Raw genomic sequence first — 21988 nt, forward strand, 5'->3', positions numbered from 1 at the left:
GGCGGCGGCGAGTCACAGAGCCGGGTGGGCGTTCTTCAAGAGCTCCTGGAACTGGGCCGAGAACCACTGGCCCGACAGGGGCGCGTTCGGCAGGGAGCCCGACATGCTGTTGCCGTTACGGGCATTGCCGGTGTAGGTCGGGTCGCACATCCGGTCGAATCCCTTGCCCTCGTTGTTCGGGATCTCCCTGCTGGAGCCGTCGGACTCGCCCGGCGGCTTCATCCACACGTAGGCGTCGATGCCCGCCGCCGGAGCGGCCTGGGGGCGCTCGCCGAGACCGGCGCCGGACTGGTTGCACCAGTTGCCGAGGTGGATGCGCCGGTCGTAGCGCCCGCCGTTGACGTACGTGTCGACGTTGGTCAGCGCGCCGGGTCCGGTCGGCCTGGCCGCGCCGCCCCAGCCGTTGCGGGAGGTGTCGACCAGCATGCCGAGGTTCGCGTCGAAGCCCAGGGAGACCAGCTTGGCCCGCATGGCCTGGGCGTACGACAGCTCGTCCGTGTACCGGTTCCAGTCGACCCACTTCGACTGGCGTACGGAGGTGCCGTTGACGGAGTCCTCGATCTTGAAGTGGTCCTCCTTGAGCGCGCTGTAGTTGGCGGTGTTGACGATGAAGCCGTGGACCTTGGAGACCGTGGAGCCCTCGGCGGTGGCGGCCTGCTTGAACAGCTCGGCGGAGGCGCCGAAGTTGTCGTCCCAGCCGAGCCAGCCGTGGTGGCCCGCGTCCACGTAGTTGTAGACGTTGGCGATCGAGCCGAGCTTGTTCAGTGCGTAGCCGACGCCCGTGATGTAGTTGCCGTTCGCCTTCATCACGTCGCAGTTGGCGGTGGCCGTGGGCCGGCCGGAGACGTTGGTGACCAGGTTGGGGAGCGAGTCGATCTCGACGGTGGTGACGATCCTGAGTCCGGCGTACTTGGGGTCGGCGAGGATCGCGGCGATGGGGTCGATGTACTCGGTCTTGTAGCGGCCGATCTCGGTCGGGCCGAGTTCGCCGTTGGAGGCGAGGGCGGCGCAGTCCCGTCCCGGCAGGTTGTAGATCACCAGCTGGACGACGAGCTCGCCGCTGCCCTTCTGGACGAGGGCCGCGTCGAGGTGGGCGCGCAGACCCATCGCGCCGTTCCCGCCCGCGATGGCGGCGGTGCGGTCCAGCCAGACGCCGGTGGGCTGGTTCGCCACCTTGGTGCCGCCCGGCTCGGCGGCGGCCTTGGCGGACCATTCGGGGTTCACGTACACCTTGGCGCCGGCGTACGGGTTGTCGGCCTTGCTGCCGGACGGCGGCGGGGTCGTCGGGGGCGTGGTGGGCGGGGTCGTCGGGGGAGTGGTCGGCGGGGTGGTCGGCTCGGTGGCACCGTTGCAGGTAACGCCGTTGAGCTTGAAGGCCGCGGGGACGGCGTTCGTGCCGCTGTACGAGCCGTTGAAGCCGAAGGACGTCGAACCACCCGTGGCCAGCGACCCGTTGTAGGAGACGTTCCTGGCGGTCACGGCCGTACCGGACTGGGTGACGGTGGCGTTCCAGCTCTGGGTCACCTTCTGGTCGCCCCCGTAGGACCACTCCAGGGTCCACGCGGCAACCGGATCACCGGTGTTGGTGACGGTCACGTTCGCACCGAAGCCGGTGTTCCACTGGCTGGTGATCTGGTACTCGACCTTGCAGCCGGCGGCGGCGGCACCGGCGGAGGTGCCGAACACGGTGGCGGTGGCGCCGGCGGCCGTGACGAGGCTGAGGGCCGCCAGCAGGGCGGTGCGGCTGGTCGTGCGGGGAGTTGTGCGGCTCATCGCGTGGATGCCTTTCAGTTCAGGGCGCGCAGGCGGTCGCGCAGCCCGATGCCGAACGGGGTGGGGGTGCCGTCGTAGGAGGTGATCAGAGCCGGACCGGAGTTGCAGTTCCAGGTGTTCCAGGTCCAGCCCAGATACGAGAGGGCGCGGGCGTCGAACCACGCCATGACGCGGTCGATGAACGCGTGTCCGCAGGTGTTCTCACCGATCTCGCCCGCCACCAAGGGGACCCGGGCGGCGACCGGGGCGAGAGTGGAGTCCCAACATGCCTCGCCGGCACAGCTGTTGAAGTTGTAGACGTGCCAGGCCGCGGCCAGATTTCCGGTCGGGTCGGTGGGAGCGTGGGTGAGCCACTGGCTCAGGTCGTTGGAGTACGCGATGCCGGGGACGAGGACGAGATTGCGGGCACCGGTCGCGCGGACGGTGTCCACCAGGTCCTGCATGCCGGCGACCTCGTAGCCGATGCCCGGGCACGTGCCCCCGTCGCGCCAGCAGGCCCACGCCTGCGCGGTGGTGGAGGTCGCCCGGTCCGGGTAGGGCTCGTTGAACAGGTCGAAGACGACCCGCCGGTCGTTCTTGAAGGTGTTCGCCACCGAGGTCCAGAACGCCGGGGTGTACTGGGCGTTCGGCATCGGCTTCTGGCAGGAGGCGTGGACGTCGGCGCACCCCGAGGAGTTGCCGGTGTACTGGCCGTACGTCCAGTGCAGTTCGACGATGGGGGTCATGCCCTGGGCGAGGACCCGGCCGACCAGGCCCTTGACGGCGTCGACGTAGTTCGTGCCCCGGTATTCGGGCTTGATGTTGTCGAGGCCGAGCCAGCACTCCTCATTGAGGGGGATGCGGACGGTGTTGGCCTTCCAGTCGGCGATGGCGCGCACCGAGGCGTCGTCGACGGGACCGTCGAAGATGCCGTGGCCCTGCACGCACATGAACTCCGCCCCGGAGCGGTTGACGCCGAGGAGGCGGCGGGTGGCGCCGTTCTGGTCGGTGAGGCGGTTGCCGGTGACGCTCAGTTCGGGCGCCCCGGGGGCGGGGCCGGTGGGTGTCGGTGTGGGTGTGGGTGTCGGTGTGGGCGTGGGTGTGGGCGTGGGTGTGGGTGTGGGTGTGGGATCCGGTCCCGGGCCGGTGGTGCAGGGCGTTCCGTTGAGCGTGAACGTACTGGGCGCCGTGTTGGCGCCCGACCACGAGGCGATGAAGCCGGCCGTCACGCTCCCGCCGGTGCCGAGCGCGGCGTTCCAGCTCTCGTTCACGGCCGTGACGGCCGCCCCGGTCTGGGACCACCGGGCGCCCCAGCCCTGGCTGAGGCTCTGACCTGCCGGGAAGCCGAAGCCGAGGCTCCAGCCGTTCAGCGCCGAACTGTTGTTGGTGACGGTGACCGCACCCTGGAACCCGCCGGCCCACTGGCCGGCCACCGAGTACTTCACCGTGCACGAGGGTGCGGCCGCGGCTCCTGAGGCCGTACCCATGACAGCGAACGCACAGCTCGCCATCGCGAGCGCTGCCCCTATGAGCAGCGCGAACGGGCGTGGGGGGTGTCGCATGAGCGACTCCTCGCAGCGAGGGCGCGCCCTGACGGCGCGCCGACTGACGGAATCGCTCCCACTGGTTGGAGCCAGACCGTAGCGGCAACCGACGCCAAGCAAAAGAGGAGTTGAACAAATTGCCGCCGGAAATGCCTTCGACTCTTCACGCGTCTTGACGCCGTTGCGTCCCGTCTGCACAGTGGGAGCGCTCCCACTGGTTCAGAGCTTGTGCTCACGCTCTTCGCATCCCCCACCTCCCCCCAGCCGCGAGGAGAACCATCCGCATGCCAGCACACCTCTTACGCGGACGACGCGGACGACGCCGGCTGCTGACCGCGTCGGCCACGGCCCTCTCCCTCCCCCTGGGCCTCATGGCCGTCGGAGCCACCACCCCCGCCGCAGCCGTCGTGGTGCAGTGCAGCGTCGACTACCGGACCAACGACTGGGGTTCGGGCTTCACCGCCGAGCTCACCCTCACCAACCGGTCCGCCACCCCGCTGGACGGCTGGACCCTCAGCTACGCCTACGCGGGCGACCAGAAGCTGACCAACGGCTGGAACGGCACCTGGACCCAGTCGGGCAGAACCGTCAGCGTCACGGGCGCGGCCTGGAACAGGACCGTCGCCGCGGGCGCGGCCGTCACCGCCGGCGCCCAGTTCACCTACAGCGGGGCCAACGCCGCCCCCACCTCCTTCGCGGTCAACGGCGCCCCGTGCACCGGAGCCCACCAGCCCCCGGTCGCCGTCCTGACCAGCCCGGCCGCGGGCGCCGTCTACACCGAGGGTGACCCCGTCCCGCTCGCCGCCACCGCCGCGGCCGCCGACGGCGCCACCGTCGGCAAGGTCGAGTTCTACAGCGACACCACACTCCTGGGTACGGACACCACGGCGCCCTTCACCCTGGGCGCCACCGGCCTCGCCGCCGGCGCCCACTCCCTCTACGCCAAGGCCTACGACAGCCTCGGCGCCTCCGCCGAGTCGGCCCCCGTCGGCATCACCGTCGCCGCCGGCCCGGCACTCGTCGCCGCTCCCGCGCAGCTCTCCGTACGCCGGGGCGAGACGGGCACCTTCGATCTGAAGCTCTCCACCCGCCCGGCCGCGAACGTCACGGTGAGCGTCGCCCGCACCTCGGGCAACACCGACCTCGCCGCGACCCCCGCCACGCTCACGTTCACCCCGGCGAACTGGAACACCGCCCAGCGGGTGACCGTCGCGGCCGGGGCCAACGGCAGCGGTTCCGCCGTCTTCACCGCGAGCGCCCCCGGCCATGCCGAAGCCGAGGTCACCGTCGCCCAGCTGGCCGCCGACTCCACGTACGACGCCCGCTTCCTCGACCTCCACGGGAAGATCACCAACCCCGCCCACGGCTACTTCTCGCCGGAGGGCATCCCGTACCACTCCGTCGAGACGCTGATCGTCGAGGCCCCGGACCACGGGCACGAGACGACCTCGGAGGCGTACAGCTATCTGATCTGGCTCCAGGCGATGTACGGGAAGGTCACCGGGGACTGGTCCAAGTTCAACGGCGCGTGGGACACCATGGAGAAGTTCATGATCCCCACCCATGCCGACCAGCCCACGACCGGCTCGTACAACGCCTCCAAGCCCGCCACCTACGCCCCCGAGCACGACCTTCCGTCGCAGTACCCGGCCAGGCTCGACGGGGGAGTCACCGCCGGCGCCGACCCGATCGCCGGCGAGCTGAAGAGCGCGTACGGCACGGACGACATCTACGGCATGCACTGGCTCCAGGACGTCGACAACGTCTACGGCTTCGGCAACGGGCCCGGAAAGTGCTCCGCCGGACCGACCGCGACCGGACCCTCGTACATCAACACCTTCCAGCGCGGCCCCCAGGAGTCCGTCTGGGAGACCGTCCCGCACCCCACCTGCGACAACTTCACCTTCGGTGGCAGGAACGGCTACCTCGACCTCTTCACCGGGGACTCCTCCCACGCCAAGCAGTGGAAGTTCACCAACGCCCCGGACGCCGACGCGCGCGCCGTCCAGGCCGCCTACTGGGCCGACGTCTGGGCCAAGGAACAGGGCAAGGGAACGCAGGTCACCGCGACCGTCTCGAAGGCGGCCAGAATGGGCGACTACCTTCGCTACGCCATGTTCGACAAGTACTTCAAGAAGTCCGGGAACTGCGTCGGGCCGACCGCCTGCCCCGCCGGCACCGGCAAGGACAGCGCGCACTACCTCATGTCCTGGTACTACGCCTGGGGCGGCGCCGCCGACACGTCGGCCGGCTGGTCCTGGCGGATCGGCTCCAGCCACGTCCACGGCGGCTACCAGAACCCGCTCGCCGCCTACGCGCTCAGCGAGTACGCCCCGCTGAAGCCCAAGTCGCCGACCGGCGCGGCGGACTGGGCGACCAGCCTGGACCGGCAGCTGGAGTTCTACCGCTGGCTCCAGTCCGCCGAGGGCGCCATCGCGGGCGGCGCCACCAACAGCTGGCAGGGACGGTACGCACAGCCACCCGCCGGGACCCCCACCTTCCACGGGCTCTTCTACGACGAGAAGCCGGTCTACCACGACCCGGCGTCCAACCAGTGGTTCGGCTTCCAGGCATGGTCGATGGAGCGCGTCGCCGAGTACTACCGGCAGACGGGCGACGCGGCCGCCAAGACCGTGCTCGACAAGTGGGTCGGCTGGGCCCTGTCGAAGACCACGATCAACCCCGACGGCACCTACCGCATCCCCTCCACCCTCCAGTGGTCGGGCGCCCCCGACACCTGGAACCCGTCAGGTCCCGGCGCCAACGCGGGTCTGCACGTCACCGTCGCCGACTACACCGACGACGTGGGCGTGGCCGCCGCCTACGCCAAGACCCTGACCTACTACGCGGCGAAGTCCGGGCACGCCGAGGCCAAGCGGGTGGCCAAGGCCCTGCTCGACGGCATGTGGGCCCACCACCAGGACCCGCTGGGCATCGCCGTCCAGGAGACCCGGACCGACTACAACCGCTTCGACGACCCGGTGTACGTGCCGAGCGGCTGGACCGGCACCATGCCCAACGCCGACCCGGTGAACTCCTCGTCCACCTTCGCCTCGATCCGCACCTTCTACCAGGACGACCCGGCCTGGCCGAAGATCGAGGCCTATCTCGCGGGCGGCGCCGCGCCCGTCTTCACGTACCACCGGTTCTGGGCCCAGGCGGACATCGCCCTGGCCATGGGTTCGTACGCGGAGCTGCTCGAATAGCCGTCCGCCCGCCCGGATACAGCTCTCAGCCGAACCACGCGTGCGTCGAGAGCTCCGGGCGTATCCCTCGCTCGATGCGCGCCAGGACGACGGCGGACGAGATCAGGCCGACGTGGCTGAGGCCTTGGGGGAAGTTGCCGAGAAAGGTGTGATCGTCCGGTTGGATCTGCTCGGGCAGCAGGCCGGTGGGTCCCGCGTAGGAGCACAGTCGCTCGAAGAGCAGGTGTGCCTCTTCGACACGCCCTTGGCCGGCAAGGTTGTCCACCAGCCAGAAGCTGCACAGCAAGAAGGCGCCCTCGGGACCACCGACGCCGTCGGGAGAGACCTCGGGCAGATACCGGTGGAGCAGGCCGCCGCCGGCGTCCAGCCGTTCGGCGATGGCGTCGCAGGTCGCGACCATCATCGGATGGTCGGCGGGCAGGACACGGCGCAGAGGCAGGGCGAGCAGAGAGGCGTCGAGGCCGCCGCCCGGGCCCAGGTGCTCCGTCAGCGCTTCCTGCCCGGGGTCCCAGGCGTCGCTCAGGATGCGGCTGGTGATGTGCTGGGCCTGGCGTTCCCAGGCGTCCGGGTTGCCGGGCAGGTCGAGGCGGCGGGACAACCGGGCCGCACGGTGGAGGGCCACCTGGCACATGGCCGCCGAGTAGGTGAACGGCCGGGGCGCCGACCGCACTTCCCAGATCCCGTGGTCCGGGCGGGCCCACGCCGAGCGGGCCCGCTCGGTCAGGCCGCACAGCCGCTCCCACAGGGCGGGCGAAAGGGTCCCACCGGTGGCCGCCCACTGGAAGGCGCAGTCCAGGATCTCGCCGTAGGCGTCGTGCTGGACCTGTTCGGAGGCGGCATTGCCCCATCGGACCGGCGCCGAACGGCGATAGCCCTCCAGGAGAGGATCCGTGGTCTCCGCCGGAGGGGGCCGGCCGTCGATGTCGTAGACGACTCGGGGCCCGCCCGAGGAGTGCACGGCATCCAGGACCCATGTGACGAAGCCGCCGGCTTCCACCGGCAGTCCGATCCGGCGCAGCGCGAAGACGGCGTAGGCCGCGTCGCGTATCCAGGCGTATCGGTAGTCCCAGTTCCGGTCTCCGCCGATCCGCTCGGGCAGTGAGGAGGTCGCGGCCGCGACGATCGCCCCGTTCGCCACGTTGTCCAGCATCTTCAGGGTGATGGCCGATCGCCGGACGAGCGCCCTCTGCGGGACGTCGTCGAGCAACTGCCGCGTCCATCGACGCCACGCGCCCACCGTCTCCAGGAAGGGGTCGCCCCCCTCGGGCAGGGCCCCGGTCGCGGTGGTGTCGCTCCATTGGAGCGCGAGCCGGAACGTTTCGCCTTCGGACAGCGTCAGCGTGCCGGCCGGCCCGGGCAGCGGCAGCGAGGACCGCAGCGTCACGGTCACGCCCTGGACCGGGCACGTGAGCTGCTGGCACAGGGGATCGCCGCACGTGCGGACGGTGGCCCCACCGCGCGGCCGGACGACGGCCCTCAGTGCGATCTTCCCCTGCACCACCTCGACCTGGCGCAGGAACGTGCCCGTTCCCGCCGGGGCGTCGACCTCCAAGGCGGCCCCCGGGTGGAGGAGGAAGCCGTCGGTCACCTTCATCGTGCCCTCGGCCGACCGCATCTCGGTCACCAGCACGCCCGTGTCCGGAACGTAGTACTGCCTGGCCTCCCGGAGGTCTTCCGGCGCCAGGACCATCTGCCCGCCCCGGTCACGGTCGAGCAGGGCGCACACCAGCGGCGGCGAGTCGAACCGCGGCAGACACAGGAAGCCGACCGAGCCGTCGCGCGCCACCAGGGCACAGGTGGACCCGTCGCCGATGAGGCTGTGGTCCTCGATCGGCGGGTACCCCTCCCGGTAGGACAGCGGCCGCCACGCGTCCATGTCGTCATGCCTTCGTGACCGGAGGGAGGAAGTCGCCCACGAGCGTGCGGTGCCAGCGGGCCCGGGTCCGGCGCAGCTCGCGCCGGTCGGTGAACGCGTAGCGGTAGAGGCGTGCGCGGATGCAGGCGGGTGGAGCGTCGCGGAAGGGATTGTTCCGCAACAGCTTGAGGGTGGCCGGATCGTTGTCGAGGAGGCGTCCGACGAACGCCCCGAACCAGGGCCGCGCGTAGGCGGGGGAGATCGCCGCGAACCACATCAGCCAGTCGAGCCGCAGGTGGTACGGGGCCACCTGCGGCGGCAGCCGGCGCGGGTCCCCGGGTTTGGCCTTGAAGCCGTACTCCTTCCACACCGTTGCGTCGGTGATCTCCTGCTCGTCGGTGCCTTCGATCACCACCTCGTGCCGGACCCGGCCGATGCTGCCGAAAGCGCCGTAGGTGTTGACCAGGTGGAGCGGATTGAAGGACGTGTTCATCACCTGGTGGCGCGACAGCAGGTTCCGGACGGGCCAGTAACTCAGCAGGGCGACCACGACGGTGACCGCGAGCACGATGCCCTGGTACCACGCCGGCGGGGCGGCCAGGGCGGGTGGCGCGGGCAGCGGCAGGACTTCGGCGGCCAGGACCCCGTCGACCGCGGTGAACGCGAGCAGCATGGCCAGCCAGTTGAGCCAGGCGAAGTTGCCGGAGGCGACGAGCCACAGCTGCGTGACGACGATGAAGCCGGCGGCCAGGCTCGCGACCGGTTGCGGGGCGAACAGAGCCACCGGGACGACGAGCTGGGCCAGGTGGTTCGCTGCGGTCTCGACCCGGTGCAGCGGTCTGGGCAGGCGGTGGAAGAGCCGGCTGAGCGGGCCGGGCATCGGCTGGGTCTCGTGGTGGTAGTACAGGCAGGTCAGATCGCGCCAGCACGGGTCGCCGCGCACCTTGATCAGCCCGGCGCCGAACTCCAGACGGAACAGCAGCCAGCGCAGCATCCACAGCACCAGGACCGGGGACGCCGTGTGCTCGTTGCCCAGGAAGATCGCCAGAAAGCCCGCTTCCAGCAGCAGCGATTCCCACATGAAGGCGTACCAGGTCTGCCCGACATTGACGATAGACAGGTACAGCGCCCACAGGAGGGCCCACATCAGCATGCAAGCCCACAACGGCACACGGTCGGCCGCCCCGGCCACCAGCGCGGCGGAGAGCGCCACCCCCGTCCACGCGACGACCGCGAAGAACCGGTCCGAGTAGTGGAGGTGGAAGATGCTCGGCGACCGGCGAAAGGGCACGGCCGCCACGAAATTCGGCACCGGCTGCATGCCACGTTCCCCGATGAGCGCCCGGAACTGGTTGGCGGAGCTCAGGAAGGCGACGAAATACAACGCGGCCAGGCCCCGCTGGAAGATCAGTCTCCCCAGCCAGTAATGGTCGTCGGTGAACCACTCCACAGCAGCCCTCCCGCCTTCGTCATGGCGCTTGCCCGCGAATCGTCCGGGCCATTCCGGTGCGCGCCCCGTCATTCCGGTGCGCCCTCCCGCACTTCGTCAGGGCCGGCGGCTTGTGGAACGCCGGGGCCGGGCGGTTCATGGAAAGGGACGGGTTTCGCTCTTCGGGAGGCCGACGATGGCCCGCACACATCGCTTCCACGTGGATCTGGAGGGGCACTCCGTCACGGTTCTCCTGGAATGGCCCGGGCACGAGATCGAGGTCCTGGTCGACGGGAAGGTCGTGGCCTACCGCCGCAAGCCCGAGAGGCACGGCACGGTCCTGCACGCGGAGCTCCCCACAGCTCCGCCGCAGCCGCTCACCATCCTCGTCGAGGACATGGGTGACACGCCCTTCTGCTCCCTGGTGACCCCCGACGCCCGCTACCGCCGCTTCCTCATGCCCGAGGTGCCCCTGACGACGCGCGAGAGCGGAGGGTGGCGCCCCCGGAGGACGCTTCGCCGCGTGGCCCGGCAATTGCTCCGACGACTGCGCCGGTTCCTGCGCCGCCTGCGCGGGTGACACATGGCTCACGCGTGCGTGCGGAAACGAGAGAGGCGGGTCTCCAGTGATCAAGGTCGGGGGCGCGTGGTGGAGAGCCAGGTGACGGCGCGGTTGATGTCGCTCTCGGAGACGATGCCGACCAGGGCCCGTGTGGCGGGATCGAGGACCAGGACCCGGCGCTCGGCGGCGTCCTGCAGTCGCGGCAGCACCTCGCTGACGGACTCGTCGGGAGAGGCGGTGGCCACCTCGTCGAGCGGGCACATCACGTCACCGAGCGTGACCTGATCCCGCTGCTGCCACGGGATCCGGTCGATTCTGGCGGCCGTCACCAGGCCCACCGGTCTCCCCTCCTCGGCCACCACGGGAAATGCCGTGTGGCGGTGACGTCCGAAGGGAGCGGCCGCGAGGAACTCGTCGATCGTGGTCCCGGCGGGCACGGTGACCGGACCCGGGGTCATGATGCGGCCCACGGACACTCCCGCGAGAGTGGCACGCAGTTGTGCCTGTTGCCCCTCAGCGGTGGCGGCAGCGATCATGAATCCGCCGATCAGTGCCATCCACAGCCCTGTCAGGGTGCCGGTGACCAGCATGGACAGGAAGCCGTAGAGGACGAGCAGCCAGCCGAAGGCGCGGCCCGCGCCCGCCGCCACCACGGAGGCCCGCACCGGATCCCCCGTACGTTTCCACACGAAGGCCCTCAGCAGCCTGCCGCCGTCCAGGGGCGCGGCGGGGATGCTGTTGAACAGCGCGAGCATGATGTTGATCCCGGCCAGCCAGGCGAGGACCTCGACCAGCGGACTCGGGCCCGTGAGCACAGCGACCCCGGCGGCCAGGAGCACGAACAGGATGCCGAGTACGGCGCTGGTCAGCGGCCCCACGCCGGCGATGCGCACCTCCGCCTTCGGAGTGGGTGCCTCTCCCTTCAGCCGTGCGACGCCGCCGAGCATCCACAAGGTCATGCCCTCCACCTCGACACCATGGCGCTTGGCCACCACCGCGTGGGCGACCTCGTGCGCCAGCACCGACGCGAAGAACACGATGGCCGCCACCAGTCCCAGGGCCCAGTAGACGGCCGCGTGACGCCCTGGATACGCGTACGGCAGCCGTCCCTCGGCCAGGGAGATCGCCACCAGGGCGAAAATGACGATGACACTCCAGTTGACCGATACGCGTACGCCGGCAATCCGCCCCAGCTTGAACGTCTCGTTCACCGCCCGCCTCCCTTCCCTGACCGTCACCTACCCGGACCGGGCGCCGATCTGCACATGACCGTTTGTCTCCACAGCAACCGGATTCCCTCCGGTACAAATGGGTAAATTGCTGTAAAAGTCTGGTTGATCGGTCCGCCCCCTAAGTGAGGAGGGGCAGGCATGGAACCGTGGTCGATGTGGCTGATCGCCGCAGCGGTGCTGGCCGTCGCGGAGGTCTTCACCCTCACCGCCGCGCTGGGCCTGCTGGCGGCCGCCGCGTCGGTCACCGCCGTTTTCGCCGCCCTCGGCCTCCCGCTGCCGTTGCAGCTCTTGGCGTTCACCCTGGTCGCGACGCTCAGCCTGCTCTTCGTACGCCCCGTCGCGCTGCGCCACCTGCTCCCGCTCCAGGAGGCACGGTTCGGCGTGGACGCATTGGTCGGCAAGGCCGCCTACGTCGTCACCGAGGTCTCGGCGCGGGGCGGCAGGGTGCGCATCGACGGCGAGGAGTGGACCGCCCGCGCCTACGATGACACGCTGGTGATCCCTCCCGGCACGACCGTCGACGTCATGGAGATCAGCGGCAGCACCGCACTCGTATACCCCCGGGAGTGAACCATGGAAGCTTCGGCGCTCTTCGTCGTCGGCCTCATCGCCGCGATCTTCGCCGTCTTCACCGTGGTGCGGGCGGTGCGCATCGTCCCCCAGGCGCGCGCCCGCAACGTCGAACGGCTCGGTCGCTACCTCCGCACGCTGAAACCCGGTCTCAACGTCGTCATCCCCTACATCGACCGCGTCCATCCCATGATCGACCTGCGGGAACAGGTCGTCTCCTTCAAACCGCAACCGGTCATCACCGAGGACAACCTCGTCGTCGAGATCGACACCGTCCTGTACTTCCAGGTCACCGACCCGCGGGCCGCCGCCTACGAGATCGCGAACTTCCTGCAGGCGGTCGAGCAGCTCACGGTCACCACCCTGCGCAACGTCGTCGGCTCCATGGACCTGGAGAGGACCCTCACGTCGCGCGACACCATCAACAGCCAGCTCCGCGGCGTCCTGGACGAGGCCACGGGCAAGTGGGGGCTGAGGGTCAACCGAGTGGAGATCAAAGCCATCGACCCGCCGCAGTCGATCAAGGACGCGATGCAGAAGCAGATGCGGGCGGAGCGGGACAAGCGGGCCGCGATCCTGGCGGCCGAAGGACAACGGCAGTCGCAGATACTCACCGCCGAAGGGGACAAGCAGTCCGCCGTACTGCGCGCGGAGGGTGCCCGAACGGCCGAGATCCTCAAGGCGGAAGGCCAGTCCCGCGCCATCGACGAAGTGTTCCAGGCCGTGCACCGCAATGATCCGGACCCCAAGCTGCTCGCCTACCAGTACCTTCAGGTGCTGCCCCAGCTCGCCCAAGGCCCGGGCAGCACGTTCTGGGTGATCCCCGGCGAGGTCACCTCCGCGCTCCAGGCCATCTCCCGCGCCTTCGGCGAGGTGCTCCCGCAGTCGCCCGCCACGCGCGCGCGGTCCTCCTCGGAGGACAGGGCGGCCCAGGCCGCGGACGACGCGGCCCAGGCCGCGGAAGCCGCGGCGCAGGCCCTCGCGGACGCGGCCGAGGCCGAGCCCGGGCCGGGGCCCCTGCCGTAAGCGGGGTCCTGGTGTCCACAGCCCCACGCCCCGGGATTCCACCGCCGGGGGCCGTCGCCTGGTCGCCCTGCCCGCTTCCCGGGTCTTACGGGCCCGCGCTTCCCGTCGGACCACGGGAGGGCCGCCCCTCGTCGATCGTGAACAAATACACTCCTGAGCACGCGTGAGACAGTCGTAGGGCCTGGCCGGCGCTGTGTCACGGAGCGGGGCGCCGACCCCGGGAGCCGAGCTGCGGCGCCGGGCATCGACCAGCGACCAGACCGACGAGGGGACCCCGAGTGGGAAGCGCGAACACCGAGCCTGAGCCGCGCCAGCCCGTGATGGCCGACGTGGCACGGGTGGCCGGCGTGTCCCACCAGACGGTGTCGCGCGTCCTGAACGGTGCCCCGCACGTCCGGCCGGATACCCGGGACCGGGTGCTCGCCGCCATCAGGGAGCTCGACTACCGGCCCAACTCCGCGGCCCGTGCCCTGGTCACCCGGCGTTCGCAGACCCTCGGCGTCGTCAGCTTCGGCAGCGCGCTCTACGGCCCGGCCTCGATGCTGGACGGCATCGAGAAGGCCGCGCGCAGCGCCGGGTACTTCGTCAGCGTGGCGAGCCTGCGCTCGCTGGACAGCCGCTCCGTCCAGGAGGCCGTGGACCGGCTCCGTGACCAGGGCGTCGAGGGCATCGCGGTCATCGCGCCGCAGATCTCGGCGGTGAGCGCGCTGGCGAAGCTCTCGAGCGCGGTACCGGTGGTGGCTGTGGGGTCCGGAAGCCGGTCCCGGGTGCCGATGGTCGCGGTGGACAACGAGGCCGGCGCTCTGGCTGCCACCCGTCACCTGCTCGACCTCGGACACGCCACCGTGCACCATGTGGCAGGCCCGTCCGGCTGGCTGGAGACCATGACCAGGCAGGACGGCTGGCGCAAGGCGCTGGAGGCCGCGGGTGCCCCGGTGCCGAAGGTCCAGAGCGGGGACTGGAGCGCTCCCTCGGGCTACGAGGCAGGACTGAGGATCGCCACGGACCCGCTGGTCACCGCGGTGTTCTGCGCGAACGACCACATGGCGCTCGGCCTGCTCCGCGCGCTGCACGAGGCGGGCCGGGCGATCCCGGGCGACATCAGCGTGGTGGGCTTCGACGACATCCCCGAGGCCGCGTACTTCATTCCGCCGCTGACCACCGTCCGCCAGGACTTCGGGGAGCTGGGACGTCGCGCCGTCGAACTGCTGGTGGAGGAGCTCGCCGGCGTCGGCCATGCCCGCACCCACGTGTTGGTCCCGCCGGAGATGGTGCTGCGCCGCAGTGCGGGCCCGGCGGCCCGCCGGTAGGCGGCAACTCGCCCTTACGCCCGTTGAGTTCAACAGGCGAGGTGGACAGGTCACGTTTGGGTAACGGCGAAGCCGCCCCCTTGTCCGCTCGATTGTTAACGCTAACACTCGCCGGATGGGACGAGACCTGGCTCCACAAGGGACCGAAGTGACCCGTAGCCGTACCCACAGACGGATCGCCCTGGCGATCGCGCTGTTCGCGCTTCTCTGCACCACCCAGGCTCCGCCGGCGACGGCGGCCGCCGGACGGACGTACACCAACCCGGTGAAGACCCAGAAGGGCGCCGACCCCTGGCTGGAGTACTACAACGGCAACTACTACCTGGTGACGACCTCCTGGTCCTCCGAGATCACCATGCGCAAGTCGCCGACCCTGGCGGGACTGGCGACGGCTCCCAGCGTGCAGATCTGGAAGGACACCGCGGCCGCGCGCTGTTGCAACATCTGGGCGCCTGAGATCCACTTCTTCAACGGCCACTGGTACCTGTACTACGTCGCCGGCCAGGGCATCACCGACTACAACTCTACCCAGCGCCTGCACGTGGCCGAGAGCGCCGGCACCGACCCGATGGGCCCGTACACGTTCAAGAACGACCTGGGCGCGCCCGGTGACGACACCTGGCTGATCGATGGCAGCGTGCTGCGGGTGAACGGCGCGCTCTACCTGCTCGGCAGCGCGTTCGGCAACGGCACGCAGAACCTCGTCATCGCGCCGATGAGCAACCCGTACACCATGAGCGGCGCGCTCAGCGTGATCTCGACGCCGACCTACTCCTGGGAGAAGTCGGGTGCCTCCGTCAACGAGGGCCCGGAGCCGCTGTACCACGACGGCAGGACGTTCATCGTCTTCTCGGCGAGCTACTGCACCACCGCCGACTACAAGCTCGGCCAGCTCGAACTGACCGGCACCAACCCGTTGTCGGCGTCCTCGTGGACCAAGAAGGCGACGCCGGTCTTCCAGCGCGACGACACCGCGGGTGTCCACGGGCCGGGCCACAACGGGTTCTTCACCTCGCCGGACGGCACGGAGAACTGGATCGTCTACCACGCCAACGACTCGGCGAGCGGAGGCTGCGACAACAACCGCACCACGCGGGCACAGAAGTTCACCTGGAACGCGGACGGCACGCCGAAGTTCGGGGCTCCCGTCGCGACCGGCACCGCACTGGCCGGGCCGTCGGGTGAGACGGCGGCGACCCCGACCTCGTACACGCTGGTGAACCGCAACAGCGGCAAGTGCCTCGATCTGGAGAACGGTTCACCGGCCGAAGGGGCGAACGTCCGGCAGTGGAGCTGCAACGGCGCCGACGCGCAGAAGTGGCGGATCGAGGACCAGGGCGACGACACCAGCCGCCTGGTCAACGTGGCGAGCGGCAAGGTCCTGGACGTCGCGGACTGCTCCGGCTCCAACGGCGCCGACATCCGGCAGTGGTCGTGGCTGAACAACACCTGTCAGAGGTTCCGCATGGTCGTCACCGACACCGGCTGGGTCCGCCTGGTAAACGCCGCCACCGGCAAGGTCGCCGACGTCAGCGACTGCGGTACCGCCGACGGCACCCACGTCCGCCAGTGGACCTGGCTGAACAACGCCTGCCAGCAGTGGCAGCTCAAGGCCAACTGACCTCGCACAGGAGGAGACACCACCGTGACCCGCACCCGCCTGATCTCCGGCGCCCTCACCGCCGCCGCGGCCCTGTTGGCCGGACTGGCGCTGCCCGCACCCGTCCAGGCCGCCGTTCCCGCATCGCCCGCCGTCTCGCACACCAACCCCCTGGTTAAGCAGCGAGCCGACGCCCAGATCTACAAGCACACAGACGGCTCCTACTACTTCACCGCCACGGTCCCCGAGTACGACCGCATCGTCCTGCGGCGCGCGAAGACCATCCAGGGCCTGTCCACCGCCCCCGAGACGGTGATCTGGACCAAGCACGCCACCGGCGCGATGGCGAACCACATCTGGGCGCCGGAGATCCACTTCATCGACGGCAAGTGGTACGTCTACTTCGCCGCCGGCAGCTCCGAAGACGCCTGGAAGATCCGGATGTACGTCCTGGAGAGCTCCGGCGCCGACCCGCTGACCGGCAGCTGGACCGAGAAGGGCCAGATCTCCACCCCGATGGACAGCTTCGCGCTGGACGCCACCACCTTCGTCGTGGGCGGCACCCGCTACCTCAGCTGGGCCCAGAAGGACCCGGCGATCGCCACCAACTCCAACGTCTACATCGCCAAGCTGTCGAACCCGTGGACCCTCGCCGGCACACCGACCCGGCTGACGGTGCCCACCTACGGCTGGGAGACCGTCGGCTATAAGGTCAACGAGGGCCCGGCGTTCATCCAGCGCGGCGACAAGGTCTTCCTGAGCTACTCCGCCTCCGCGACCGACAGCAGCTACTGCCTCGGCCTGCTCTCCGCCCCGGCGTCCGGCAACCTGCTCGACGTGGCCTCCTGGAGGAAGAGCCCGACCCCCGTCTTCACGAGCAACGTCGCGACCGGCCAGTACGGGCCGGGCCACAATCAGTTCACCACGTCCGAGGACGGCAAGAGCGACATCCTCGTCTACCACGACCGCAACTACCGGGACATCACCGGCGACCCCCTCGACGACCCCAACCGCCGCACCCGTGTCCAGAAGCTCTACTGGAACGCCGACGGCACTCCGAACTTCGGCATCCCGGTCGCGGACGGAGCCACGCCCAAGCGGCTGTCCTCCTCCAACTACCCGGACCACTACATCCGCCACTTCGGCTTCCGGGCGAAGCTGGAGCCGAACGTCACCAACCTGGCGGACTCCCAGTTCCGCACCGTGCCCGGGCTCTCCGGCAGCGGCACGGTCTCGCTGGAGTCGGCCAACTTCCCCGGCCACTACCTGCGCGGCAAGAACGGTGAGGTATGGGTCGAGAAGAGCGACGGCACCACCGCCTTCAAGGACAGCGCCAGCTTCCACCAGCGCGCGGGCCTCGCCGACGCGGCGGGCGTCTCCTACGAGTCGTACAGCGCGGCGGGCCACTACCTGAGGCACTTCGACTTCCTGCTCCACGTCCAGCCCGTCACCACCACGCTCGCCAGGGCCGACGCCACCTTCCACCAGCAGTGACAGCCGTACGGCCGGGTCAGGAGCCGACCTTGCGCTTGTTGTAGACATCGAAGCCGACGGCGGCCAGCAGGACCAGGCCCTTGATGACCTGCTGGTAGTCGGTGCCGATGCCCACCAGGGACATGCCGTTGTTGAGGACGCCGAGCACCAGGCCGCCGATGATGGCGCCGAGTACGGTGCCGACGCCGCCGCTGGCGGAGGCGCCGCCGATGAACGCGGCGGCGATGGCCTCCAGTTCGAAGTTGATGCCTGCCTGCGGCGTACCGGCGTTGAGTCGCGCCGCGAAGACCATGCCGGCGAGCGCGGCCAGTACGCCCATGTTCACGAAGGCCAGGAAGACGACGCGCTTGCTCTTGACGCCCGACAGCCTCGCCGCGGCCTCGTTCCCACCGATCGCGTAAGTGTGGCGTCCGAGGATGGAGTTGCGCATCAGATAGCCGAAGGCGAAGAGCAGCACGCCCAGGATCAGCAGCACGATCGGGAAGCCGTGGTAGCTGGCCAGCAGCAGGGTGAACACCAGCACCGCGGCGGTGATGGCCGCGAGTTTCGCCAGGAAGAAGCCCATCGGGAGCAGGTGGAGACCGTAGCGGGCGGCCTGCCGTCGGCCCCGGATCTCCTGGAGGACGGCCAGCGCGAGGACGACCAGCCCGAGCAGCAGGGTCAGGTTGTGGTAGTTGGTGCTCGGCCCGACCTCCGGGAGGAAACCGCTGCTGATCTTCTGGAAGCCCTTGGGGAACGGCGCCACCGACTGGCCCTGCAGCATGATCTGGGTGCCGCCGCGGAACAGCAGCATGCCCGCCAGGGTGACGATGAAGGAGGGGATGCCGACGTAGGAGATCCAGAAGCCCTGCCAGGCCCCGGCCGCCGCCCCGATCAGCAACCCGGCGGTGAGGGCCACCGGCCACGGCATGTCGTGCCTGACCATCATCACGGCCGCGGCCGCGCCGACGAAGGCGGCCAGTGAACCGACCGAGAGGTCGATATGACCGGCGATGATGACGATCATCATGCCGATCGCGAGGATCAGGATGTAACCGTTCTGCTGAATCAGATTGGTGACGTTGAGCGGCTTCAGCAGCGTGCCGTCGGTCCAGATCTGGAACAGCACGACGATGAGCGCCAGCGCGACCAGCATGCCGTACTGGCGGACGTTGCCGCGCAGGGTCCGCACCAGCAGGGCGGCGGCGCCACCGCGCTCCGGCCCCGCGGGCGCGGCCGCCCTGGTCTGCGAGATGTCCTTGGTCTCTGTCCGGGCCATGCCCTACACCTGCTCGTCGTCGAGTGCCGCGCTCACGGTCATGAGTCGCATGAGTGATTCCTGGGTCGCGTCCGCGCGGTCCACCTCGCCGGTGAGCCGCCCCTCGGCCATCGTGTAGATGCGGTCGCACATGCCGAGCAGCTCGGGCAGCTCGGAGGAGATGAACAGCACCGCCTTGCCCTGGGAGGCGAGTTCGGCGATCACCGCGTAGATCTCGGCCTTGGCGCCGACGTCGATTCCCCGCGTGGGTTCGTCGAGGATCAGCACCTGCGGCTCGGAGAAGATCCACTTGCTGAGGACGACCTTCTGCTGGTTGCCGCCGCTCAGCTTTCCGGTCTCCGCGAAGACCGAGGGGGCCTTGATGCCCATGGTCCTGCGGAAGGACTCCGCCACCCGCGTCTCCTCGTGCTCGTTGACCCAGCCGCGCCGGGAGACCTTGCCGAGTGCGCTCAGCGAGATGTTGCGGCTGATGTCGTCCATCAGGTGGAGCCCGAGGTGTTTGCGGTCCTCGGTGACGTACGCGATCCCGTGGCCGATCGCCTCGGGGACGGTGCGGGTGCGGATCTCCCTGCCGTCCAGCACGACCCGGCCGCCCGCGTAGCGTCCGTACGAGCGGCCGAAGACGCTCATGGCCAGCTCGGTGCGGCCCGCGCCCATCAGGCCCGCGATGCCGACGATCTCGCCGCGCCGTACGTTCACCGAGACGCCGTCGACCACCTTGCGCTGCTGGTCGATCGGGTGGTGGACGGTCCAGTCCTCCACGGCGAAGGCGACCTCGCCGATCTCCGCGGTGCGCTCGGGGTAGCGGTGTTCGAGGTCGCGGCCGACCATGCCCCGGATGATCCGGTCCTCGGAAATGCCCTCCGTGCCGACGGCGATGGTCTCGATGGTCCGGCCGTCGCGCAGGATGGTGACGGAGTCGGCGACCCGGGCGATCTCGCCCAGCTTGTGCGAGATGATGATGCAGGAGATGCCCTGGGCCCTGAGCTCCAGGATGAGGTCGAGCAGCTTGCGGCTGTCCTCGTCGTTCAGGGCGGCCGTGGGCTCGTCCAGGATCAGCAGCTTGACCTCCTTGGCGAGCGCCTTGGCGATCTCGACCAGCTGCTGCTTGCCCACGCCGATGTCCGCGACCCGGGTGTGCGGGCTCTCGTGCAGGCCGACGCGCTGCAACAGGGCCCTGGCGTGGGTGAGGGTCTTGTTCCAGCTGATGATGCCGCGGGAGGCGTGCTCGTTGCCGAGGAAGATGTTCTCGGCGATGGACAGGTAGGGCACCAGGGCGAGCTCCTGGTGGATGATCACGATGCCGCGCCGTTCGCTGGACCGGATGTCCTTGAAGGCGCAGTGCTCGCCCTGGAACACGATCTCGCCCTCGTAGGAGCCGTGCGGATGGACCCCGCTCAGCACCTTCATCAGGGTGGACTTGCCGGCGCCGTTCTCGCCGCAGACGGCGTGGACCTCGCCGGGGGCGACGCTCAGATTGACGTCCGAGAGCGCCTTGACGCCGGGGAAGGACTTGCTGATCGAACGCATCTCGAGGACGGGTCCGGCCATGGCGGTGCATCCGTATCTCTGGGGGCGGGCCGGCGGCGGACTCTTCTGGACGGTCCGCCGCCGGCGCCGCCGACTCGATGTGGCCCGGGGGTTCGCCTGCTACTTGAGCTGGTCGGCGGTGTACTGCCCGCCGTCCACCAGCACCTTCCGGACGTTCTCCTTGTCCACGCTGACCGGCTGCAGCAGGTAGGCCGGGACCACCTTGGCGCCGTTCTCGTACTGCTTCGTGTCGTTCACCTCGGGCTTGCCGCCGGTGAGCAGCGCGTCGCCCATCTGCACCGCGACCTTGGCCAGCTCGCGGGTGTCCTTGTAGACGGTCTGGGTCTGCTCGCCCGCGAGGATGGACTTCACCGAGGCCAGTTCGGCGTCCTGCCCGGTGACGATCGGCAGCGGCTTGCCCGCCCCGCCGTAGCCGACGCCCTTGAGCGAGGACAGGATGCCGATCGAGATGCCGTCGTAGGGCGAGAGCACCGCGTCCACCCGGGCGGAGGTGTACGACTTGCTCAGCAGGTTGTCCATCCGGGACTGGGCGAGGCCGCCGTCCCAGCGCAGCGTGGCGACCTGGTTGAAGCCGGTCTGCCCGCTCTGGACGACCAGCTTCTTCTCGTCCACGTATGGCTGGAGCACGCTCATCGCGCCCTGGAAGAAGAAGGTGGCGTTGTTGTCGTCCGGCGAGCCCGCGAACAGCTCGACGTTGAACGGGCCCTTGCCGCCCTTGAGGTCCAGCTTGTCGACGATGTACGTGCCCTGGAGGACGCCGACTTTGAAGTTGTCGAAGGTCGCGTAGTAGTCGACGTTCTCGGTGCCGCGGATCAGGCGGTCGTACGAGATCACGGGGATCTTGGCATCGGCGGCCTTCTGGAGGACGTCGGTGAGCGAGGAGCCGTCGATGGCGGCGACGACCAGCAGTCTGGCGCCCTTGGTGATCATGTTCTCGATTTGCGAGACCTGGTTCTCGACGACGTTGTCGCCGTACTGGAGGTCGGTCTTGTAGCCCTTGGCCTGGAACTGCTCGACCATGTTGCTGCCGTCGTTGATCCAGCGCTCCGACGACTTGGTGGGCATCGCGATGCCGATGAGACCGCCCTTGGTGTCACCGCCGCTCGCGCCGTCGCCGACGCCGTTGGCGCTCTGGCCGCAGGCCGCCAGTGTCAGCGTGAGGCCCGCAGCAGCGAAGCCCATCGAAACCTTGCGCACAATTCCTCCAGTGGTATGCCGCGATCGGCGGGACCTCGGGTCTGGCCTGGCGTGACCTGAGTGTTAACGCTCACACAAACGGCGTCAAGGGCCTTGGGAGGAGACTTCCGCCTGGTAGGTGCGACGCGGGCCTGGAGCGGTGAGCGCTAGTATTGTGAGCGTTAACATTTCCGCGCGACGGTACATGGGCGGCTGTCCCGAGGCCGGCCGCGCCGCGCTCATTGACGTGCTCATGGCCCCGCTCTAGGGTAGTAAGCGCTTTCTGAATCTCGTCGAGAGAGCCGCATGCCGTTCCTGCGAAGGGACGGCCGAAAGGCGCAAGGGCGCCTGAACGGCCTGGATGTGACACCTTCATTCACGCCCATGGCCGCTGCCCGCGTAGCAAGCGCTTTCATTTCTTGG

General features: G+C 69.5%; 15 protein-coding genes. 7 read left to right on the forward strand and 8 right to left on the reverse strand.

The genetic code is table 11. The features are described from left to right. Nucleotides 1-12: 12 nt before the first annotated feature. Together ACZ4TV_RS20420 and ACZ4TV_RS20425 are read right to left on the reverse strand one after the other, a co-directional pair. On the reverse strand, nt 13-1773 hold the full coding sequence (locus ACZ4TV_RS20420) for a glycoside hydrolase family 6 protein (protein WP_468136093.1): 1761 nt from the start codon (nt 1771-1773) through the stop codon (nt 13-15). 14 nt (nt 1774-1787) lie between these two features. Further along, a complete protein-coding gene (locus tag ACZ4TV_RS20425) occupies nt 1788-3314 on the reverse strand; it encodes a cellulase family glycosylhydrolase (RefSeq protein ID WP_468136094.1) in 1527 nt (508 codons plus the stop codon). A 266-nt stretch (nt 3315-3580) separates the two neighbouring features. Between ACZ4TV_RS20425 and ACZ4TV_RS20430 the strand changes: the two genes are divergently transcribed. Beyond that, nucleotides 3581-6502, forward strand: a complete 2922-nt coding sequence (locus tag ACZ4TV_RS20430; RefSeq protein WP_468136095.1) for a glycoside hydrolase family 48 protein — start codon at nt 3581-3583, stop codon at nt 6500-6502. A gap of 25 nt (nt 6503-6527) precedes the next feature. Here ACZ4TV_RS20430 and ACZ4TV_RS20435 read toward each other — a convergent pair whose 3' ends face one another. Together ACZ4TV_RS20435 and ACZ4TV_RS20440 are read right to left on the reverse strand one after the other, a co-directional pair. Further along, nucleotides 6528-8378 (reverse strand): glycoside hydrolase family 15 protein, encoded by a 1851-nt coding sequence (locus ACZ4TV_RS20435; protein ID WP_468136096.1) that lies wholly within the window; start codon nt 8376-8378, stop codon nt 6528-6530. A 4-nt stretch (nt 8379-8382) separates the two neighbouring features. Then, nucleotides 8383-9807, reverse strand: a complete 1425-nt coding sequence (locus ACZ4TV_RS20440) for a lipase maturation factor family protein (protein ID WP_468136097.1) — start codon at nt 9805-9807, stop codon at nt 8383-8385. A gap of 175 nt (nt 9808-9982) precedes the next feature. On the opposite strand from ACZ4TV_RS20440, the gene ACZ4TV_RS20445 reads away from it, so the two are divergent. Further along, entirely contained in the window at nt 9983-10366 is a 384-nt protein-coding gene (locus tag ACZ4TV_RS20445; protein ID WP_468136098.1) for a hypothetical protein, read from the forward strand. A gap of 50 nt (nt 10367-10416) precedes the next feature. Here ACZ4TV_RS20445 and ACZ4TV_RS20450 read toward each other — a convergent pair whose 3' ends face one another. Beyond that, nucleotides 10417-11559, reverse strand: coding sequence for a site-2 protease family protein (locus ACZ4TV_RS20450; RefSeq protein WP_468136099.1), 1143 nt, complete (start codon nt 11557-11559; stop codon nt 10417-10419). 159 nt (nt 11560-11718) lie between these two features. Between ACZ4TV_RS20450 and ACZ4TV_RS20455 the strand changes: the two genes are divergently transcribed. The 5 genes from ACZ4TV_RS20455 (at nt 11719) to ACZ4TV_RS20475 (ending at nt 17580) form a co-directional block, all read left to right on the forward strand. Then, nucleotides 11719-12150: an NfeD family protein gene (locus tag ACZ4TV_RS20455; RefSeq protein ID WP_468136100.1), complete on the forward strand. Its 432-nt coding sequence runs from the start codon at nt 11719-11721 to the stop codon at nt 12148-12150. Between the two features lie 3 nt (nt 12151-12153). Then, the gene (locus tag ACZ4TV_RS20460; RefSeq protein ID WP_468136101.1) at nt 12154-13176 is read left to right on the forward strand and encodes an SPFH domain-containing protein; all 1023 of its coding nucleotides are present in this window, start codon (nt 12154-12156) and stop codon (nt 13174-13176) included. Nucleotides 13177-13496: 320 nt separating this feature from the next. Continuing rightward, complete coding sequence (locus ACZ4TV_RS20465) at nt 13497-14486, forward strand: LacI family DNA-binding transcriptional regulator (RefSeq protein ID WP_468136149.1); 990 nt, start codon at nt 13497-13499, stop codon at nt 14484-14486. 115 nt (nt 14487-14601) lie between these two features. Then, nucleotides 14602-16107 (forward strand): family 43 glycosylhydrolase, encoded by a 1506-nt coding sequence (locus ACZ4TV_RS20470; protein WP_468136102.1) that lies wholly within the window; start codon nt 14602-14604, stop codon nt 16105-16107. Nucleotides 16108-16131: 24 nt separating this feature from the next. After that, nucleotides 16132-17580 (forward strand): family 43 glycosylhydrolase, encoded by a 1449-nt coding sequence (locus ACZ4TV_RS20475; protein ID WP_468136103.1) that lies wholly within the window; start codon nt 16132-16134, stop codon nt 17578-17580. 16 nt (nt 17581-17596) lie between these two features. On the opposite strand, the gene mmsB is transcribed toward ACZ4TV_RS20475, so the two are convergent. The 3 genes from mmsB to chvE all read right to left on the reverse strand — a co-directional run bounded on the left by mmsB (nt 17597) and on the right by chvE (nt 21571). Continuing rightward, entirely contained in the window at nt 17597-18838 is a 1242-nt protein-coding gene (gene mmsB / locus ACZ4TV_RS20480; RefSeq protein WP_468136104.1) for a multiple monosaccharide ABC transporter permease, read from the reverse strand. 3 nt (nt 18839-18841) lie between these two features. After that, a complete protein-coding gene (mmsA, locus tag ACZ4TV_RS20485) occupies nt 18842-20389 on the reverse strand; it encodes a multiple monosaccharide ABC transporter ATP-binding protein (RefSeq protein ID WP_468136105.1) in 1548 nt (515 codons plus the stop codon). Between the two features lie 99 nt (nt 20390-20488). Then, nucleotides 20489-21571 (reverse strand): multiple monosaccharide ABC transporter substrate-binding protein, encoded by a 1083-nt coding sequence (gene chvE / locus ACZ4TV_RS20490; protein ID WP_468136150.1) that lies wholly within the window; start codon nt 21569-21571, stop codon nt 20489-20491. Nucleotides 21572-21988: the final 417 nt, after the last annotated feature.

This window comes from Streptomyces sp. NPDC028910 (assembly GCF_055564955.1).

What these genes read in the sequence shown, in the direction of transcription:
- ACZ4TV_RS20465 (WP_468136149.1), top strand. Translation starts at nt 13,497, where the DNA reads ATGGCCGACGTGGCACGGGTGGCCGGCGTGTCCCACCAGACGGTGTCG.
- mmsA (WP_468136105.1), bottom strand. Translation starts at nt 20,389, where the DNA reads ATGGCCGGACCCGTCCTCGAGATGCGTTCGATCAGCAAGTCCTTCCCC.
- mmsB (WP_468136104.1), bottom strand. Translation starts at nt 18,838, where the DNA reads ATGGCCCGGACAGAGACCAAGGACATCTCGCAGACCAGGGCGGCCGCG.
- ACZ4TV_RS20445 (WP_468136098.1), top strand. Translation starts at nt 9,983, where the DNA reads ATGGCCCGCACACATCGCTTCCACGTGGATCTGGAGGGGCACTCCGTC.
- ACZ4TV_RS20455 (WP_468136100.1), top strand. Translation starts at nt 11,719, where the DNA reads ATGGAACCGTGGTCGATGTGGCTGATCGCCGCAGCGGTGCTGGCCGTC.
- ACZ4TV_RS20425 (WP_468136094.1), bottom strand. Translation starts at nt 3,314, where the DNA reads ATGCGACACCCCCCACGCCCGTTCGCGCTGCTCATAGGGGCAGCGCTC.
- ACZ4TV_RS20435 (WP_468136096.1), bottom strand. Translation starts at nt 8,378, where the DNA reads ATGGACGCGTGGCGGCCGCTGTCCTACCGGGAGGGGTACCCGCCGATC.
- ACZ4TV_RS20460 (WP_468136101.1), top strand. Translation starts at nt 12,154, where the DNA reads ATGGAAGCTTCGGCGCTCTTCGTCGTCGGCCTCATCGCCGCGATCTTC.
- chvE (WP_468136150.1), bottom strand. Translation starts at nt 21,571, where the DNA reads ATGGGCTTCGCTGCTGCGGGCCTCACGCTGACACTGGCGGCCTGCGGC.
- ACZ4TV_RS20430 (WP_468136095.1), top strand. Translation starts at nt 3,581, where the DNA reads ATGCCAGCACACCTCTTACGCGGACGACGCGGACGACGCCGGCTGCTG.
- ACZ4TV_RS20470 (WP_468136102.1), top strand. Translation starts at nt 14,602, where the DNA reads ATGGGACGAGACCTGGCTCCACAAGGGACCGAAGTGACCCGTAGCCGT.
- ACZ4TV_RS20420 (WP_468136093.1), bottom strand. Translation starts at nt 1,773, where the DNA reads ATGAGCCGCACAACTCCCCGCACGACCAGCCGCACCGCCCTGCTGGCG.